The organism is Streptomyces sp. R11, assembly GCF_041051905.1.
In the GTDB taxonomy this organism is placed as follows: Bacteria; Actinomycetota; Actinomycetes; order Streptomycetales; family Streptomycetaceae; genus Streptomyces.
In genome coordinates, this window is sequence record NZ_CP163432.1 from 2,572,985 (window position 1) to 2,590,374 (window position 17,390).

Genomic DNA, 17,390 nt, shown 5'->3' on the forward strand with positions numbered 1-17,390 from the left:
CGGACGTGGCAATTCACCCGCCGTGCGGGATCAACAACTGCCGGTATTTCAGAGGCGGTTGAGCACACAGCGTTCTCACGAATCTCTCAACAATTTCCGGGACGGCTGAACACCCCTGGGACGACCCCCGTATCAAAGGGAGCCGCTTCACTCCTGTCGGGCGCCCTCGATGCCCCCGAAAAAGGAAGTCAGAGGAGTTCCATGGGACGCAACACAAGAAAACGCCGTACGCCGCTGGCCACCAAGGCCATTGCCGCATCGGCAGCCCTAGCGCTCGGTGGGGGCGGGCTTGTATGGGCCAACTTCTATGCCTCGGCGCACGAGGACAACTCTGGGTGGAACCAGACGAAGTCCACGAATGCCCGGGTCGCGACGATCAACTGCCCTGATGTCGGCCAGAAGCTGACGAAGGTGCCGAGGAGCGCGCGCAGGGGCGTCGCCAAGGAGCTGGCGCTGCTGGACAGGCAGGTCACGGATGCCTACAAGCGTCTCGCCGAGACGCGGCAGGCCCAGGCGGGGGACGCCAACTACGTCAACAACGCCATCCTCGGCCCGCTGAAGTCCAAGCGTGTGGCCACGCTCGACCGGATCGGTATCAACATCAACCGGGCCGGCGGCCAGCGCCCGCAGAACCTGGACCAGCTGGCCCAGTGCCAGGGCGTCCCGGCCGAGCAGCCGCAGACCAACGACGGCCAGCAGGACGGCGACCAGAACCAGGACGGTCAGGACCAGAACAACGACGGTCAGGACCAGAACCAGGACGGTCAGGACCAGGGCGGCCAGGACGGCGGCGGACAGGACCAGGGCGGCAACGGCGGTCAGGCCGGCAACGGCCCGTCGGCGGACGACTTCGTCGACATCACGCAGGTCCAGGGCAGCGCCCAGCTGGGCGTCGGCGCGAACGGCCTCCCCGCGAACGGGGACAGCGGCTCGACCGGCAGCTTCACCACGAACTGCGGTACCAACGAGAACGAGAACCGCAACTCGGACAACGTGATCGTCGCCCCCGGTGTCAGCAACGGTGCGCAGCACCAGCACGACTACGTCGGCAACCAGGCCAACAACGCTTTCGCGAGCGACCAGGACCTGGCGAACGGCGACACCACCTGCCAGAACCAGGGTGACCGGTCGTCGTACTTCTGGCCGGTGCTGCGTATTCAGGACGGTCAGAACGACATCGACGCGAACGCGCCCGGTGGCGGTCAGGACGGCAACGTCGGCACGATCGTCGAGCCCAGCGAGGCACAGCTGAAGTTCGTCGGCAACAAGACGAGCGATGTCGTCGCGATGCCGCAGGCCCTGCGCATCATCACCGGTGACGCCAAGTCCTTCGTGAACGGCAACAACAACGCCAACGCGAACTGGAGCTGCACCGGCTTCGAGGACCAGGTCCAGCTGCACGACAAGCTCCCGATCTGCCCCGAGGGCAGCTCCGTGGTGCGCACGTCCAACTTCCAGAGCTGCTGGGACGGTCAGAACATCGACAGCGCCAACCACCGCACGCACGTGGCGTTCGTCCAGGGCGACGGCACCTGCGCCAACGGTTTCCAGGCGATTCCCCAGCTCCAGGTCCGCCTGGTCTACGACGTCCAGGCCCCGCAGATCCAGGACGGACAGGTCCAGAACGCCTTCGCGGTGGACTCCTTCCCGGACCAGCTGCACAAGGCGATCACCGACCACAACGACTTCATCAACTTCTTCGACGAGAACACGATGAACGAGATGGTCGACTGCATCAACAGCGGCCAGGACTGCCAGTAGCAGCCCTGAACCGGTAACGAAGGCCGGCGGTGGGAATTCCCACCGCCGGCCTTCGTCCGTCCGGGTCCGCGCGGTCAGCTGTGGTGGCCGCCCTTGTTGTGACTGCCACCGGGGTTCATGTGCGCGGAACCCTCCTCCATGGTCCCGCCCAGTTTGCTCTGCAGCGTCGTGACCGTGTTCTCCTGGCCCACGGCGACCCACTTGCGGCCGACGAGGTAGTAGCCGCCGTAGTCCTTCGCACCACTCAGCCACTCGGCCTGGCCGCGGTCCGTGGCGAAGGTGGCGAGGATGTACTTGTCCTTGCCGGTCTTGCAGATGGCCTGGCGGATCTCGTCCGCGTCGGTCTGCATGTTCGGGTCGCACTTCGCCATGGCCGCCAGATGCTCCAGGCTGCCGGTCGCCGTCTTCGGCACCTCGGCCTCCTTGTCGCCGCCGGAGCCACAGCCGGCCAGCGCGAGCACCGCCACCGCGCCGGTCAGCGCGAGCATCGGTCGGGTCAATGTCATCGGTTCCTCCGGTCCATGCCGCACAGAGCCCCGACGGGGGCCCTCGTCTCCCATACGGCTGTGGTGTGCGATGCGCTCAAATCAGAGGCTCTCACGGGCACGGGTGTGCGAGTGTGGCTCGGTGGACAAGGACTGGGAAGATCGCGTGACCGCCGCATGGGCAACCTTCGACAGCTACCCCGAGGAGGCGGCCGCCGACTTCCGCGCCGTCATCGACGCCCTCGTCGCCGAGCTGCCCGACGACAGCCCGCTGGGCCCCTTCGAGCAGGCGTGCGCCTGGGACTCGACTGGCCACTCGGACAAGGCGGTGCCGCTGTACCGGGAGGCTCTCGCGGGCGGGCTGAGCGGCTACAAGGGCCGGCGCGCCAAGATCCAGCTGTCCAGCTCGCTGCGGAACGTCGGGCAGGCCGAGGAGGGCGTCAAGCTGCTGACGCCCGAGCTGGACGCCCCCTCCGACGAACTGGACGACGCGGTACGGGCGACGCTGGCGCTGTGCCTGTCGAGCCTCGGACGTGATCGCGAGGGCCTGTCCCTGGCACTGGGCGCCCTCGCCCCCCATCTGCCGCGCTACCAGCGCTCGATGGGGAACTACGCGCGCGCGCTGCTGGAGTCCGACGACTGAGCGGACACGGCCTCGCGCCGGGCGGTGCCGCGCGGCGGTGACCAACCGACGATTCGCTCGTTCTGCTGAACGTGCAGTCACAGGATGTCGCCCCGCGCCCCGCACCCGCCCCGGCCGAGCCGGTCGTCGACGTCGAGCGGGCCGAGGCCGCGCTCGTCGAGCACTACCCGCGGCTCGTCCGGCTCGCCTACCTGGTACTGCCGCCGAGCCTCGGCCGCAACCGGCGCGTGGTGACCGCGCACTCCCTCACCCAGCGCGCGCTGCCCCGCGGCCGGACGGCGGCGACGCCCGCGATCCCGGCCCAGTCGACGGGCCGCGACAGCGACCCCGGGTACGCCTTCCTGCGGCTCCGGGTCCTGCGTACGGCGCTGGAGGCGGGCCTGCCGCTGCGGCGCGCGGCCTGGCCCAAGCGCTCCCAGCTGCCACCCCTGCTGCCCCAGGTCTGGGGCCTGCGCCTCTTCCCCCGGTCGGGCGGCGCCGACGAGCTCGCCCTGGACCAGCAGTTGTCGGCGCTGTCCGGCCCGGCACGGGCGGCCTACGTCCTGCGCGGCCTGGAGAAGCTCGCGGACGGCGAGGTGCGCGACATCCTGTCGGCGGCCGACGTCGAGGACGTGGACGACGCGCTGGAGGAGGCCGACACCGTCCCGGCGCAGGCCGCGCTGCTCGAATCCCCCGAGTTCGACCCCTGCTCCCTCCAGGCCCGGCCCACCGACCTGATGCGGCGCAGGCAGCACACGAAGGCCGCGCTGGCCGCCGGGGCCGCCCTCCTCGTGTGCGGTGCACTGCTCGGCCTGCCCGGCGAGGGGTGGGGCCCCGACGGCCCCGCCGCCCCCTCGTACGCGCAGAACCCGGCGGCCGAGGCCGCCCTCGACCCGGCCCAGCTGACGAAGGTTCCGCCGCTGGCCTGGCAGTCCGCCGCCCGCACCGACTTCTCGGTGTGGCCCCCGCGCGGCGACCTCACCGGCGACACGGCCCTGCTGCGCCGCGCACTCGCCGTCTGGGCCCGCCCCGGCGAGAAGGTCACGGTCTCCGCGACGCCCGGCACACCGTCGGGCGGCCCGGCCGGGGCACCGCAGCTGCTGTACGCGGGGACCGTCGACACCGCGCGCGTGGTGATCCTCTACGACGGTCTGCGCATCGCCCGCTACGCCGAGCCGACGGACGGCACGGCCGGTGCCGCCCTGGACTTCTCCCGCGTCGACAACGCGACCAGGGCGGAGGCGAGCGCGGTGGTGCTGAGCCGGGCCGACGGCAACGTCCGCTATCTGATGGCGCCCTGGGTGAAGGGCGCGGCCGAGCGGGACCTGCTGAAGCCGGGCGCGGGAGCGATGGACCTCACCGTGACCGAGGGTGTCACCTCGCCGATGGCGAGCCCCGCCACCCAGCAGACCGGCACGTGCTCCTCGTGGAACGCCCTGCAGGTGACCGACAGCGTTGGCGCCCGGCTGCTGACCGACCTCGCCGAACTGGTCCCGGCCCGCCTCACCACCGGCCGCCCCGGGGCGTCCAAGGACGTGACCGGCGCGCAGGCCCTGCACACCTGGGCGCCGTACTCCTGCTGGCTGGGCGCGCTGCGCTCCGCGGGCGTACGGACGGTCAACGCCTGGTCGTTCGCACAGCAGACGCTTCCCGACGGGACCGGCACGGCGGACTGGGTGTGCACGCGCGCCGAGACCTGGCGGGGCGGCGGGGAGCGGGTGCTGGCCCAGTTCCGGACGCCGGGCACGCCGCAGGCGGCAGTGGTGGCGAAGGCCCAGAACGTGCCGGCGTGCGGACAGCGCGATCCCCATGTGCTGGCCGGTGTGTTGTGGAAGGCGCAGGCGGGCAGCTGGTATCTGCTGGCGGCCGGCACCCGGGACACGGAGTCGATCCGGGCCACCGGCGGGGTCCGCGGCAGCGCCGAGGGCAGCCAACTGGCCGTGCGGACCAAGCAGGGCGCGCAGGCCGAGTTGAAGGGCACGCTGGAGAGCGGGCGCTCGATCAACGGGCTCCAGTGAGACCCCGATCCGGTGAGACCCCGGTGAGATCCGGGCCTTGCTGACAGAAATGTAAATAGGGCCGTGCACAAGGGTTCACCACGGCCCTACCCGTCAGTACATTGACGCCATGTCTAACACGCAGGACCGGATACCCCTCAAGGCCCGCAAGGTGTCCTTCTCCTGGGACTCCACGCCGCTGCACTGGGTGCCCGGCGATCCGTTCACCACGCACACCATCAACGTGCTGCATCTGCTCCTGCCCGCCGGTGAGCGTTGGTTCGTGCACGTCTACAAGCAGGTGCTGCCGTACATCCGGGACGAGCGGCTCCGCGAGGACGTCATCGGGTTCATCGGTCAGGAGGCCATGCACTCGCAGGCCCATGACGAGGTGCTGCCGCATCTGCGGGAGCAGGGGCTCGACCCGACGCCGTACACCGCACAGGTCGACTGGTTCTTCGAGAAGCTGCTCGGCGACCGCACGCTGCCGCCGGGCCGCGCGCGCCGCTGGTGGCTGATGGAGCGGGTGGCGATCATCGCGGCCATCGAGCACTACACCGCCTTCCTCGGCGACTGGGTGCTCAACGCCGAGGAACTGGACCGCAGGGGCGCCGACCCGACCATGCTGGACCTGCTGCGCTGGCACGGTGCCGAGGAGGTCGAGCACCGGTCGGTCGCGTTCGACCTGTTCATGCACGTCGACGGGGGCTACCGGCGGCGGGTGCGGACCTGGGCTACGGCGTTCACCGCTCTCGTCTTCCTGTGGCAGCGCGGGTCGCGCTTCTTCATGGAGAACGACCCGACGCTGCTGGACGGCCGCGCAAGCTTCAAGGACTTCTACGTCCGGGGCAGGCGGGGCACGCTCCCCTCGACCGGGGACATGCTCAGGTCCATCCCCCGCTATCTGAGCCGGACTTACCACCCCTCCCAGGAGGGCTCCACCGAGCAGGCCGTCGCCTATCTGGCCTCCTCCCCCGCCGCGCTGGCCGCCGAGACCGCCGAGAAGTCCGCGAAGGGTGCCGCCTGATGCCGAAGCTCCGTACCCTCGCCGTCGTCGCCGGTGCCGCCCTGCTGGCCCGGCGGGCGATGCGGCACCGGATCCAGGTCTCGCCGCTGTGGCCGATGCCCGCCCTTGAGGAGCCGACCTCCGGGCGACCCCGGTCGCGGGCGCTGCGCCTGCTGGTGACCTCGCACGAAGAGGTCGCCGAAGGGGTCGTGCAACTACGGCTGGAGGGGCACGACTTGCCGCGCTGGGAGCCCGGCGCGCATCTAGACGTCGTGCTGCCGTCGGGCCTCGTGCGGCAGTACTCGCTGTGCGGCGACCCGGAGGACACCTCGTCGTACACGGTGGCGACCAGGCTGGTCCCGGACGGGCGGGGCGGCTCGCGTGAGGTGCACGAGCAGGTGCGGGAGGGAATGGAGCTGGAGGTGCGGGGGCCGCGGAACCGGTTCCCGCTGGTGGCGGCCTCGTCGTACGTGTTCGTCGCGGGCGGCATCGGGATCACGCCGATCCTGCCGATGCTGCGGACGCTGCCCGACGGCGTCGAGTGGAGGCTGCTGTACTGCGGACGTGACCGTGCCTCGATGCCGTTCCTGGAGGAGGTCGAGAAGCTGGGCGCCGGAGACCGGGTGACCGTCGTGGAGGGCATCCCTGATCTCGGCGCCCTCCTCGCGGACGTGCCCGACGGGGCCGCCGTCTACTGCTGTGGCCCGGAGGGACTGATGGCCGCGGTGGAGGAGCGGCATCCGGGCGTCCACCTGGAGCGGTTCACGCCCCGCTCCTCGGCGGGCGGTGCCTTCGAGGTCGAACTCCGGCGCAGCAAGCGGACGTTGACCGTCCCCGCCGACTCGACCGTACTGGCCGCCGTTCGCGCGCAGTTGCCCGACACCGCCTACTCCTGTGAACAGGGCTTCTGCGGGACCTGCCAACAGCGGGTGCTGGAGGGTGAGGTGGACCACCGGGACGAGCTGCTGACCGACGCGGAGCGGTCCGACTCCATGCTGATCTGTGTGTCGCGGGCGCGGGGTGATCGGCTCGTACTGGATCTGTGAACGCCGACGATCGGTCCGGGCCGTTCCAGGCCTGATTCGATCGGTAAGGTGTTCGCATGACTACCGGGGTACGCCGAAGAATGGGAGTCGAGGAGCGACGGCAGCAGTTGATCGGCGTCGCCCTCGAACTGTTCAGCCAGCGCTCGCCCGACGACGTCTCCATTGACGAGATAGCGTCGGCCGCAGGCATCTCGCGCCCGTTGGTCTATCACTACTTTCCCGGCAAACTCAGCCTGTACGAGGCCGCGTTGAAGCGTGCCTCGGACGAACTGGCGGGTCGTTTCGTCGAGCCGCCGGACGGGCCGCTGGGGGCGCGGCTGCTGCGGGTGATGCGCCGCTTCTTCGACTTCGTCGACGAGCACGGCCCGGGTTTCTCGGCGCTGATGCGGGGCGGTCCGGCCGTCGGCTCGACGGCGACGAACGCGCTCATCGACTCCGTGCGGCAGGCCGCGTATGTCCAAATCCTTTCGCATCTGCGCGTGGAGAATCCGCCCGCGCGCCTGGAACTCGTGATCCGTTCCTGGATCTCGCTCGCCGAGTCGACGGCGCTGATCTGGCTGGACGGGCGCCGCATTCCGCGCGGCGAGCTGGAGGTCCAGCTCGTGCACGACTTCGCCGCGCTCGCGGCGGTGAGCGCGGCGTACGACGAGGAGATGAGCGGGCTGCTGCGCAGCATGCTCAAGGACGAGCCGGGCGACGGGCCGTTCGGCGACCTGGTGACCCGGCTGATCGCCCTGGCGTCCTGAGCGGTTCCTGAGCGGACCCCGACCGACGGCTCAGCTCTCGAACTTGCGGTAGGAGGGGTCGAGGTCGCGGACCTCGGCGGACACGTGCAGCGCGAGCCCGTCGGCCGGCTTCAGGTGCTGCCGCACCAACTCCAGGACGGTCTCGGTGAGCCTGGCCTTCGTCTCGTCCGTACGACCGGCCAGCAGGCCCATGGTGACGTGCACGACGCCGTGTCCGTCGGTGTCGTCGCCGACGGTGGTGTTCTCGGTCCGGCGGAACTGCGTCTTGCACGCGGGCGGCTTGGCGGCCGCGATCTCGACCACGGCGGTGTGCAGCGCCCGAGCGAAGCCGGGCCGGTCGAAGTCGTCCGCCAGCTGTTCCGAGTAGTCGACGGTGATCTGCGGCATGAGCACTCCTGTTCTGGGTCGGCAGCGCTCACCCTAACCGCAGCGCCAGCATCGCGATGTCGTCCTCATGGTCCCGTCCGAAGTGGTCCAGCAGGGTGTCGCACAGTGCGTCCACGCCGGGCGGGGCATCGGCGGCGGCCGTACGGAGCTGCTTCAGGGAGACGTCGAGGTCGATGCCGCGGCTCTCGATCAGGCCGTCGGTGACCATGAGCAGACGGTCGGCCGGGGTCAGCACCAGCTCGGTGGGCTTCGGCCGCCGAAGGCCGAGGCCGAGCAGCGGACCGTCCACGGGGACGTACTCGGCGCCGCCCCCGTCCCGCACCACCAGCGGCGGGATGTGGCCCGCGTTGGCGATACGGCCGCGTCCGGTGCCGGGGTCGACCAGGGTCAGGCAGACCGTGGCGGTGACGTCGGGGTGGTAGTGCACGAGCATCCGGTCGAGCCGTCCGGCCAGCACGCCCGGGTCGCTCTCCTCGACGCAGTAGGCACGCAGCGCGTGCCGGATCTCGACCATGACGGTGGCCGCGTCCAGCGAGTGCCCGACGACGTCCCCGACCGCGGTGAGCACCCCCTCGCGGGTGCGCAGGGCGGCGTAGAAGTCCCCGCCGATCTCGGCCTGCCGGGACGCGGGGACGTACCGGACGACGACCTTCACGCCGGGCAGCGCGGGCAGCCGGTACGGCTGGGGCAGGAAGCTGTGCTGCAGGGTGAGCGCGATCTGCCGCTCTGCCTGGTACATCAGCAGCGGCTCGGCGGCGAGTGCGGTGGCCTGGGCGAGCCGGGCGAGGAGGGCGTCGTCACCCGAGTCCGGGCCGGGGACCGGTGCGGTCGGCGGGCGCCGGGCCGCCAGGGGGTCGTACGCCGGCATCGGCGCGGCGGGTACCCCGTTGTGCCGGCGCCGGGGCGTGAGGGGGTCGTACGCGGGCATCGGCTCGGCGAGCAGTTCGGGCCCCGGGCGATGAGCCGCGAAGGGGACGTACACCGGGATCGGCTCGGCGAGCACCCCGGCCTGCGGGGCCCGGGACGCGAGGCGGTCGTACGCCGCAATCGGTTCGGTGCGTGGCCCGGTCTGCGGGCGCCGGGCCGACGGCGGGGCCGGGAGCGGTACGGCGGCCGGCGGTACCGGCATGGCGACGCACACCGACGTGCGGCCCTCCTCGGTGAACGCCAGGACCAGGCGGGCGTCTTCTCGCACGCCGGGCCGGAAGAAGCCTGCGGGCCACAGTGAGGCGGGCACGGTCGTGCTGTGCACCCCGGTCCGCCCGGTCCGGCCCTCCGCGATCCGGGTGATCAGGCGTGCCGCTGCGACCTGCGGCGCGGTGTCGGGCAGTGCGGTGGGGGTGCCCGCCGGACGGGCGAAGCCGTCGCCCCGGGGCAGACGCAGGGAACTGCCCCAGTGCGGCTCGCCGCCCGGGCCGATGACGAAGACGACGGCGGGCGTTCCGGTGAGCCGGGCCGTGCCCGCGGCGGCGGCGTCGGCCAGCTCCCCCAGACAGCGCGCGGTCTGCACGGTGACGATCGCCTCCGACAGCAGCGTCAGCCGGTGCGCGAGCACCTCGGCCGCGCTGCGCCGCCGCGCCCCGCGCACGGCGGCCCGTACGACGGCCTCGATCTCGCTCGGCTCGGCCGGCACGGTCAGGTAGGCGTCGGCGCCCGCGTCGAGGCCCCGGCACCGGTCCCCCGGGTCCACAGCCATGGCGGAGAAGTGGACGACGGGCAGCGCGGCCATGGACGGCCGGGCCTTGACCAGGCGGCACAGTTCGAAGCCGCTCATGTCCGGCAGCCCCACGTCGACGAGGGCCACGTCGGGCAGGGCGCCCGCGCGCAGCCGTATGTCGAGCTCGTTCAACGCCTCCCCCGCGCTCGCGACCGGTACGACGTCATGGCCCGCGCGGCGCAGCACGGCGCCCATGGCGAAGCGGTTGGTCGAGACGTCGTCGACGACCATCACGGTCGTGCCCGACTGCTTGCCGAAACCGTCCATCGTCGGGAGCCCTTGGATACGCACGAGTGGGGCGGGCCCGTGACCGGGTCCGCCCCACTCAATCTAGTGCGCTGTCAAAGGGCCCGTGAGAAGACGGCGACAGTACGACCCGGAACGGCGAACGTGCCGGATTCCCGCTCGTAGGACGAGGACTTGACGATAGGGTCCGCGCCCGAGGCCTGCGCCGAATGCAGTCGATAGCCCTCGCCGGCCAGCGAGGCGATCCGCTGCTCCTGCTTCTGGGGCGTCGCGTTGAAGACGACGACGAGGTCACCGAGCCGCATGGTGATCACGCCGGGCGTCTCGTCCTTCCCGGACAGCGGGAAGGACAGCTTCGACTGCACCTGACCGGCCGTACCGAGGGAGAAGGCACGCTCCGTCGAACGGACGCTCAACAGGTCCCGGTACGCCGCCGAGGCCCCCTCGATCTGCTCGCATCCCACCTTCACGGTGCTCAGCAGGGGCTTGGCGTACGGCCACTTGGACTGGTTGTCGGCGGCCGGCGGCAGCCCCCGCCCGAAGCCGTTGCCGTCGGCGCAGTTCCAGTGGATGGCGTTGAACCAGTCGCCGCTGTCGTAGGAGTTGCGGTCCAGCGACTTGGAGCGCAGCAGGTCGGTGCCGGCCTGGGAGAGGGCCGGCCCCTGCGACAGGGTGGCCGTGGCCATGGCGAGGACCTGCATACGGGCCCGGTCGGCGGCCGACGTGTCCTTCGGCAGCTTGAAGGCGAGCGCGTCGAACAGCGACTCGTTGTCGTGCGCGTCCGCGTAGGCGAGGGCGTCGCCGGGGGCGTCCGCGTACCCGGCGGGCTGGCCGTTGTAGTCGACCTCGGCGCCGGTGACCTCCTTGCCGGCGGTGTCGGTGAACCGGTACCCGGCGAGGTTGCCGGACAGCCCGACCTTGATCAGGTCCTGGTAGTGCAGCAGCCGGGCCTTCTGCTCCTCGGAAGTGCCGTTGCTCTCGGACGAGTTGGGGTCGGTGAACAGCCCGGAGGCGAAGCCCTGGACGCCGGGGTCCTCGTCGAAGGGCCCGCCGCCGCGTACGGCGTCCCGCGCCCGGTCGGAGAAGGTCGCGATGCCGGTGCCGGCCATGTTCTTCTGGGTGGCCTGCGTGAAGCGGGCGTCGTCGGCGACCTCGCCGAAGTTCCAGCCCTCGCCGTACAGGATGATCTTCTTGCCGTCGACGCCGTCCTCGGCGAGGGTCAGCGCGTCGAGGGCCTTGCGCACGGCCAGGATGTTGGCCTTCGGGTGGTGGCCCATCAGGTCGAAGCGGAAGCCGTCGACCTTGTACTCCTTGGCCCAGGTGACGACCGAGTCGACGACCAGCTTGCCCATCATGGCGTTCTCGGTGGCCGTGTTGGCGCAGCAGGTGCTGTTGGCGACCGAGCCGTCGGCGAGCAGTCGCTGGTAGTAGCCGGGGACGATCCGGTCGAGGACGGAGGTGTCCGCCTGACCACTGGCCGCCGTGTGGTTGTAGACGACGTCCATGACGACCCGCAGGCCGTCGTCGTTCAGTGCCTTGACCATCCTGCGGAACTCGACCGTGCGGCCCGTGCCGTCCGGGTCGGTGGCGTACGAGCCCTCGGGGACCGTGTAGTGGTACGGGTCGTAGCCCCAGTTGTAGGCGTCCTTCGCGGCGATCTTCGACACGCACTCCTGCTGCTTGTCGGAGTCGGCCGGGAAGGCGGCGAGGTCGCAGCCGACGCTCGCCTGGTCCTCCCGGCGTTCGGGGATCGTGGCGATGTCGAAGGCCGGCAGCAGGTGGACGTACGACGTGCCCGCCTCGGCCAGCTCACGCAGGTGCTTGGAGCCGTCGCTGTCCTTGTCCGTGAAGGCGAGGTAGGTGCCCCGGTTCTTCGCCGTCCTGTCCTCGACGGAGAAGTCCCGGACGTGCAGCTCCTGGATCTGGGCGTCCTTCAGCGGTACGGCCTTGGGCTTGGTGTAGGAGGACCAGCCCGTCGGCGCCAGGGCCTTGTCGCGCAGGTCGACGACGAGGCTGCGCTCGGAGTCGGTGGTCAGGGCGACCGAGTAGGGGTCGGTGACCTTGTTGGTGACGACCTTCTGGACACTGGGCGCCCAGACCTTGACGACGTACCGGTAGGGCTTGCCCTTCCAGGACCCCGGGCCGGTGACGGACCAGACGCCGGTGCCGGCGTTCCGCTTCATGGCGACGGTCGAGTCGCCGATCTCCAGCTTGACGGACTGTGCCGTGGGCGCCCAGACGGACAGCGTCGGACGGCCCTTGTCGAAGGTTGGCCCGAGGTCGGCCTTGGTCGCCCCGGAGTACAGGTCGTCGAGGACGCCGGCGATCTGGACGCCGGTCGCCGCGAGCACGGCTCCGTTCGCGGCGCGCTGCGAGGCGACGACCTGGCCGGCGAGTGCCTCGCGGACCCGGTCGCGGTCGCGCGGGTCGACGGACCAGGCGGTGTAGTCCTCGAGGTGCGGGAACTTCGCCTTCTGGGCGTCGGTGAGGGAGCTCTTGGACAGCCGCAGCCACTTGGCGTCGCCGGTCAGGGTGCCGTCCTTGACCGCGATCTCGCCGTCCCGGCTGTAGAGCAGCTGGGTGGAGGCGGCGGCCTCGGAGCCCTTCCAGGCGACCGTGTCCCGGTCGATCCAGACCGCCTTGGAGGTGCTCAGGTCGAGCGCCGCCGCGGACCCCGCGGGCTGCGGGAGCAGGTACTTCTCCTGGCCGCTCAACAGCCACACCTCATGGCCGTTCGCCGTGAGGTCGAGCGACTGGTCGGCGGGCAGGTCCTTCTCGTCGCCCTTGTGGAGGATGTAGCTGAGGCTGGTGGCACCGTCGGTGAGCGGTACCTCGAAAACCGCACCATAGGCATCAGTCTTGACCGGCTTCAGGGGGTTCGACCACTCGGTGGGGTTCGCGGCACCCGTCCAGGTGTGCAGGCCCCAGCCGTCGTAGTTGCCGTCGGCGCGGTGGTAGTGCAGGACGGCCTTGGACTTGTCCGGCGCCGGATAGTCGGCCGCGGGCTTCTCGGTGCGGACGGCTTCCTTGCCCTGCTCGACCCAGATCTCGCCCGTCTTGGTGAGGTCGATCGACCGGTCGGCGGAGACGTCCTTGTTGCCGTCCTTGTCGATGACGAGGAAGCCGACGTTCGTCGCGCCCGGCTTCAGCTTGACGTAGGCGAAGGCGCCGTACGCGTCACGGCCGATGAAGGGGTGGCTGTCCGGCCAGTTCGTGGACTCGCCGTCCGCGAGGTCGCCCCAGGCGTACAGGCCCCAGTTCGCGTAGTCGCCGTCGGTGCGCTTGTAGTGGACGACCGCGTAGTCGCGGGAGGCGGCGCTGGGGACCTCGGGGGCGGGCGGGGTGCCGGTGGTGGAGGCCGCCGTGGCACTGGCGGTGCGGCCGGCCGAGTCGATGACGACAGCCTTGTAGCGCAGTGCCGTTCCGGCGGGTACGTCCTTCCCGATGGCCTGCGTGACCTTGTACGGGGCGTGGTCGGCGGAGCCGAGGGTCCGCCACTTGCCGTTGCCGACCTGGGCTGCGAAAACGACGCGGTTGAGCTGTCCGCCGTCGACGTCCGCGCCGATCTCCACCGTGCCGGTGGCGCCGGCTGCCGGGGCCTTGAGGGTCAGGGTCGGCGCGGTGGCGGGCTTCGCGGGCCTGCCGGTCGCCTTGAGGACGATCGCCGAGCCGGCCGGGACGGTGACGGTGACCTTCTTGCCGGCGTCGCTCCTGACCGAGTCGCGCGTCCCGTAGATCCCCTTGAACGTCATGCCGGCCGAGCCGGTCGCGAAGGTCGCCGTCTTCGCCTCGCCCGCGTTGTTGAACGCGACGACGTACTCCGTGCCCGACTTGGCGGCGGTCCGCGAGAAGGCGTAGATCCCGGCGCCGTCGGCCGCGTACCGCTCGGTCTGGATTCCGTCGGCGAGGGCGGGGTTGGCCTTGCGGAGCGCGGAGAGCTCGGCGATCTGCCGGTACAGCGGCGCGCTCGTGTCATAGGCGTCGCTCGCGTGCGTGCGGTCGGTGCCGAGCTGGTCGTCGTCGAGGTAGTCGGCGGTCTTCGAGGCGAACAGGGTCTGGCGGGCGTCCTTGTCGCCGCCGGCGCCGGTGAAGCCCTGCTCGTCGCCGTAGTAGACGACCGGGTTGCCGCGGCTGAGGAACATCAGCTCGTTGGCGAGCTCGTCCTTCTTCAGCAGCTCGGCGTCGGTCGCCTTCGGGTTGTCCTGGTTCAGGAAGTACCCGATGCGGCCCATGTCGTGGTTGCCGAGGAAGGTGACCTGCTCGTACGCGTTGGCCTTGTCGGTCGTGTACTTGTAGTCATCGCTGAAGACGGACGCCAGCTTCTGCGCGGTGCCGCCCTGGGAGGCGTACTGCCGGGCCGCCTCCTGGAAAGGGAAGTCGAGTGTGGAGTCGAGGCGGCCTTCGGTGACGTAGGGCGAGGTGACGTCCGTGTCGGCGGAGTACACCTCGCCGAACATGAAGAAGTCGTCCCGGCCCTGCTTGGCCGCGTAGGAGTCGAGAGCCGTGGCCCACTGGGTCCAGAACTCCATGTTGACGTGCTTCACGGTGTCGATCCGGAAACCGTCGATGTCGAAGTCCCTGACCCAGCGCTGGTAGATCTTCTCCATGCCGCTGACGACCTCGGGACGCTCGGTCCACAGGTCGTCGAGGCCGCCGAAGTCGCCGTGGGTGGAGCTCTCACCGGCGAAGGTGGAGTCGCCGCGGTTGTGGTACATCGTCGGGTCGTTGAGCCACGACGGGACCTTGACGTTCTTCTTCGCGGCGGTGACGGTCGGTGTGCGCGGGAAGGAGCCGGTACCGACCGCCGGGAACCCGGACTTCCCGTCCGCGTAGTCGCCGTCGTCGAAGGGCTTACCGTCCTTCGTCAGGTACGGGAAGGCGCCCTTGGAGAGGTAGTCGTACGACTTCTCCTCATAGTCGACGACATCGGCCGTGTGGTTGGTGATGACGTCGAAGAAGACCTTCATGCCCTTGGCGTGGGCCTTGGAGATGAGGGTTTCCAGATCCTTGTTGGTGCCGAAGTGCGGGTCGACCTGGGTGAAGTCGGTGATCCAGTAGCCGTGGTACGCGGCCGAGGCATTGGCGCCGGTGCCCTGCACGGGCTGGTTCTTGAAGATCGGCGCCATCCAGATGGCGGTGGTGCCGAGGCCCTTGATGTAGTCGAGGCGCTTGGTCAGTCCCTTGAGGTCGCCGCCCTGGTAGAAGCCCTTGTCGGTGGGGTCGTAGCCGGTGGAGAGGCGGGAACCGGTCAGGCCGCCCTTGTCGTTGCTCGCGTCGCCGTTGGCGAAACGGTCCGGCAGGACGAAGTAGAACTGGTCGCGGGTGGCCTCGTGCCGGGCGGGCTCGGCCGCGAGCCTGGCGTCGGACGGGGGCGGCGGCGGGGTGTCCGCCCGCGCCGCGAGGGGCTGGACGAGTGCTGCGGCCAGTGCGGTCACGGTGACCGCAGCGATCCGTCCGACATGGGTGGTTCGGCGCCTCGACGGCGTCGGCCATCTCGCTATCACAGATGGGCTCCTTGCGATTACGGCTCAGTGGGTCCGACCCCGCGCGACCGTATCGCCGCGGCAAGGCTTACAGCAAGAGGCTTGAAAGCATCGGTAAGAACTTTCAGTTGGGCCTTCAGCAGGGCGAGTTGCACGAAGCGACGGTGAGGGTCCGGTCCGCCGACGGCCCGGATCGCGCATAATCGGTCGCCAGGCCCGGCAGCTCCTGTCTGCCGTCCCCGCATGGAGCAGGAACCGCCCCTCGTTCGCGAGGTCTTCCCGGAACTCGTCGACGAGTTGGCCCAACTCCTGGAGGAGGATCGACGTCGTGAACGGCCGGATCATGTACATCGAGATACCCGGACGGCCGCCCCTGCGCCGACACGTACAGGCGTGACAGGGGTGGCCGTGCGGAGGACGTGACGGCTCAGCAGCTCGTCCGGCCGGCGTGGATCGCCAGGGCGGTGTTGGAGCCGAGGGTGGCCGTGAACTGCCCGCTGGAGTTCACCGTCACGCTCGTGTTGTTCTGCACGTTGCAGTACGTGCCTGCCGCGAGGGACGTCTGGTAGGTGCGCGTCAGGCTGCTCGACTCGTGGTTGATGGCGACGTAGCCCTTGCCGCCCCGCCCGAAGGCGATGGCGTCGCCGCCGTTGTCCCACCAGTTGGTGACCGGCTCACCGCGCGTGGCGTTGCGGAAGGCGACCATCGACTTGATCTCCGGCCAGGCGTGCTGGCACTTCCAGCCGTTCTGCCAGCAGGCGTTGACGGTGCCACCGTTGGGCGGGCCGGCGTCGTGGTCGGTGAACTCGTAGCTGGAGTTGATGTCGGGGGCGCCGTACGGGTGGGCCAGCATGAAGACGTTGGCCAGTGTGTAGTTGGCGCCGTCCTTGTAGTTGAGCGTGGAGCCGTTGCGCTCGGTGTCGTGGTTGTCGACGAAGACGCCGGAGACACCGCTGCTCATGTAGCCCCAGCCCTCGCCGTAGTTCTTCAGGTAGGCGAGGTTCTCGTTGTTGAAGACGCGCTTGAGGTCGTAGGCGTAGCGGAACTCCTGGACGTCGCCGTTGCCCGTGTACTCGGTGGGCTGGACGGCTTCTCCGCTGCCGTGGATGACCTCCTGCTTCCAGTAGACCGACGGCTTGCTCAGGCGCGACTTGATGTTGGCGAGGTCGGCGGCCGGCATGTGCTTGGCCGCGTCGATGCGGAAGCCGTCGACACCGAGGGAGAGCAGGTCGTTCATGTACCCGGCGATGGCGCCGCGGACGTAGGACTCGCCGGTGTCGAGGTCGGCGAGGCCGACGAGTTCGCAGTTCTGGACGTTCGCGCGGTCCGCGTAGTTGGTGATCTGCGCGGTGCAGTCGTCGAAGTCGAAGGAGGAGTACAGGCCGGGGTAGTTGTACTTCGTGTACGACGAACCGCCGGTGCCGGTGCCGCTGCCCGCGGACATGTGGTTGATGACGGTGTCGGCGACGACCTTCACCCCCGCCGCGTGGCAGGTGTTCACCATGTTCTGGAAGGCCGCCCGGTCCCCGAGCCGGCCGGCGATCTTGTAACTGACGGGCTGGTACGACGTCCACCACTGCGAGCCCTGGATGTGCTCGGCGGGCGGGGAGACCTGGACGTAGCCGTAGCCGGCGGGGCCGAGGGTGTTGGTGCACTCCTTGGCGACGGATGCGAAGTTCCACTCGAACATCACCGCGGTGACGTCCTTGGTTCCGGGCGGGGAGGCGGACGCGGGGGTCGCGGGGGCCATCAGGGCCGCCGAAGTGGCGGCGAGCACGGTCGCGGTCGCGGTGACGGACCATCTCGATATCACAGGCGTAACTCCTTGCGATGACGGCCAGGCGTCTTTGCCGGGCGCCGGCGTGAACGTACCGCCGCGAAAGGTTTACAGCAA

The 17,390-nt window shown here is 70.1% G+C and carries 11 protein-coding genes; 6 read left to right on the forward strand and 5 right to left on the reverse strand.

Annotation, left to right across the window (positions count from 1 at the left end; genetic code table 11):
• The first annotated feature begins 201 nt into the window (after window positions 1-201).
• Window positions 202-1,761: a DUF1996 domain-containing protein gene (locus tag AB5J55_RS11725; RefSeq protein ID WP_369270604.1), complete on the forward strand. Its 1,560-nt coding sequence runs from the start codon at window positions 202-204 to the stop codon at window positions 1,759-1,761.
• A gap of 74 nt (window positions 1,762-1,835) precedes the next feature.
• Here AB5J55_RS11725 and AB5J55_RS11730 read toward each other — a convergent pair whose 3' ends face one another.
• Window positions 1,836-2,267 carry a hypothetical protein gene (locus tag AB5J55_RS11730; protein ID WP_369270605.1) on the reverse strand — a complete coding sequence of 144 codons (432 nt, stop codon included), beginning with the start codon at window positions 2,265-2,267 and terminating at the stop codon, window positions 1,836-1,838.
• 70 nt (window positions 2,268-2,337) lie between these two features.
• Here AB5J55_RS11730 and AB5J55_RS11735 point away from each other — a divergent pair, with 70 nt between their 5' ends.
• The 5 genes from AB5J55_RS11735 (at window position 2,338) to AB5J55_RS11755 (ending at window position 7,663) form a co-directional block, all read left to right on the forward strand.
• Window positions 2,338-2,889 carry a tetratricopeptide repeat protein gene (locus AB5J55_RS11735; protein ID WP_369270606.1) on the forward strand — a complete coding sequence of 184 codons (552 nt, stop codon included), beginning with the start codon at window positions 2,338-2,340 and terminating at the stop codon, window positions 2,887-2,889.
• Between the two features lie 71 nt (window positions 2,890-2,960).
• Window positions 2,961-4,886, forward strand: a complete 1,926-nt coding sequence (locus AB5J55_RS11740; protein WP_369270607.1) for a hypothetical protein — start codon at window positions 2,961-2,963, stop codon at window positions 4,884-4,886.
• A gap of 109 nt (window positions 4,887-4,995) precedes the next feature.
• On the forward strand, window positions 4,996-5,892 hold the full coding sequence (locus AB5J55_RS11745; protein WP_369270608.1) for a metal-dependent hydrolase: 897 nt from the start codon (window positions 4,996-4,998) through the stop codon (window positions 5,890-5,892).
• Complete coding sequence (locus tag AB5J55_RS11750; protein WP_369270609.1) at window positions 5,892-6,917, forward strand: 2Fe-2S iron-sulfur cluster-binding protein; 1,026 nt, start codon at window positions 5,892-5,894, stop codon at window positions 6,915-6,917. The genes AB5J55_RS11745 and AB5J55_RS11750 overlap by 1 nt, the downstream gene beginning before the upstream one ends.
• A 56-nt stretch (window positions 6,918-6,973) precedes the next feature.
• On the forward strand, window positions 6,974-7,663 hold the full coding sequence (locus tag AB5J55_RS11755) for a TetR/AcrR family transcriptional regulator (protein WP_369270610.1): 690 nt from the start codon (window positions 6,974-6,976) through the stop codon (window positions 7,661-7,663).
• A 30-nt stretch (window positions 7,664-7,693) separates the two neighbouring features.
• On the opposite strand, the gene AB5J55_RS11760 is transcribed toward AB5J55_RS11755, so the two are convergent.
• From AB5J55_RS11760 to AB5J55_RS11775, 4 genes are all read right to left on the reverse strand, one after another.
• A complete protein-coding gene (locus AB5J55_RS11760; protein WP_369270611.1) occupies window positions 7,694-8,050 on the reverse strand; it encodes a 5-carboxymethyl-2-hydroxymuconate Delta-isomerase in 357 nt (118 codons plus the stop codon).
• 28 nt (window positions 8,051-8,078) lie between these two features.
• Entirely contained in the window at window positions 8,079-10,034 is a 1,956-nt protein-coding gene (locus AB5J55_RS11765) for a SpoIIE family protein phosphatase (RefSeq protein WP_369270612.1), read from the reverse strand.
• A gap of 74 nt (window positions 10,035-10,108) precedes the next feature.
• Window positions 10,109-15,517, reverse strand: coding sequence for a pullulanase-type alpha-1,6-glucosidase (gene pulA / locus AB5J55_RS11770; RefSeq protein ID WP_369270613.1), 5,409 nt, complete (start codon window positions 15,515-15,517; stop codon window positions 10,109-10,111).
• A 406-nt stretch (window positions 15,518-15,923) separates the two neighbouring features.
• Window positions 15,924-17,309, reverse strand: a complete 1,386-nt coding sequence (locus AB5J55_RS11775; protein WP_369270614.1) for an alpha-amylase family protein — start codon at window positions 17,307-17,309, stop codon at window positions 15,924-15,926.
• Between the last annotated feature and the right edge of the window lie 81 nt (window positions 17,310-17,390).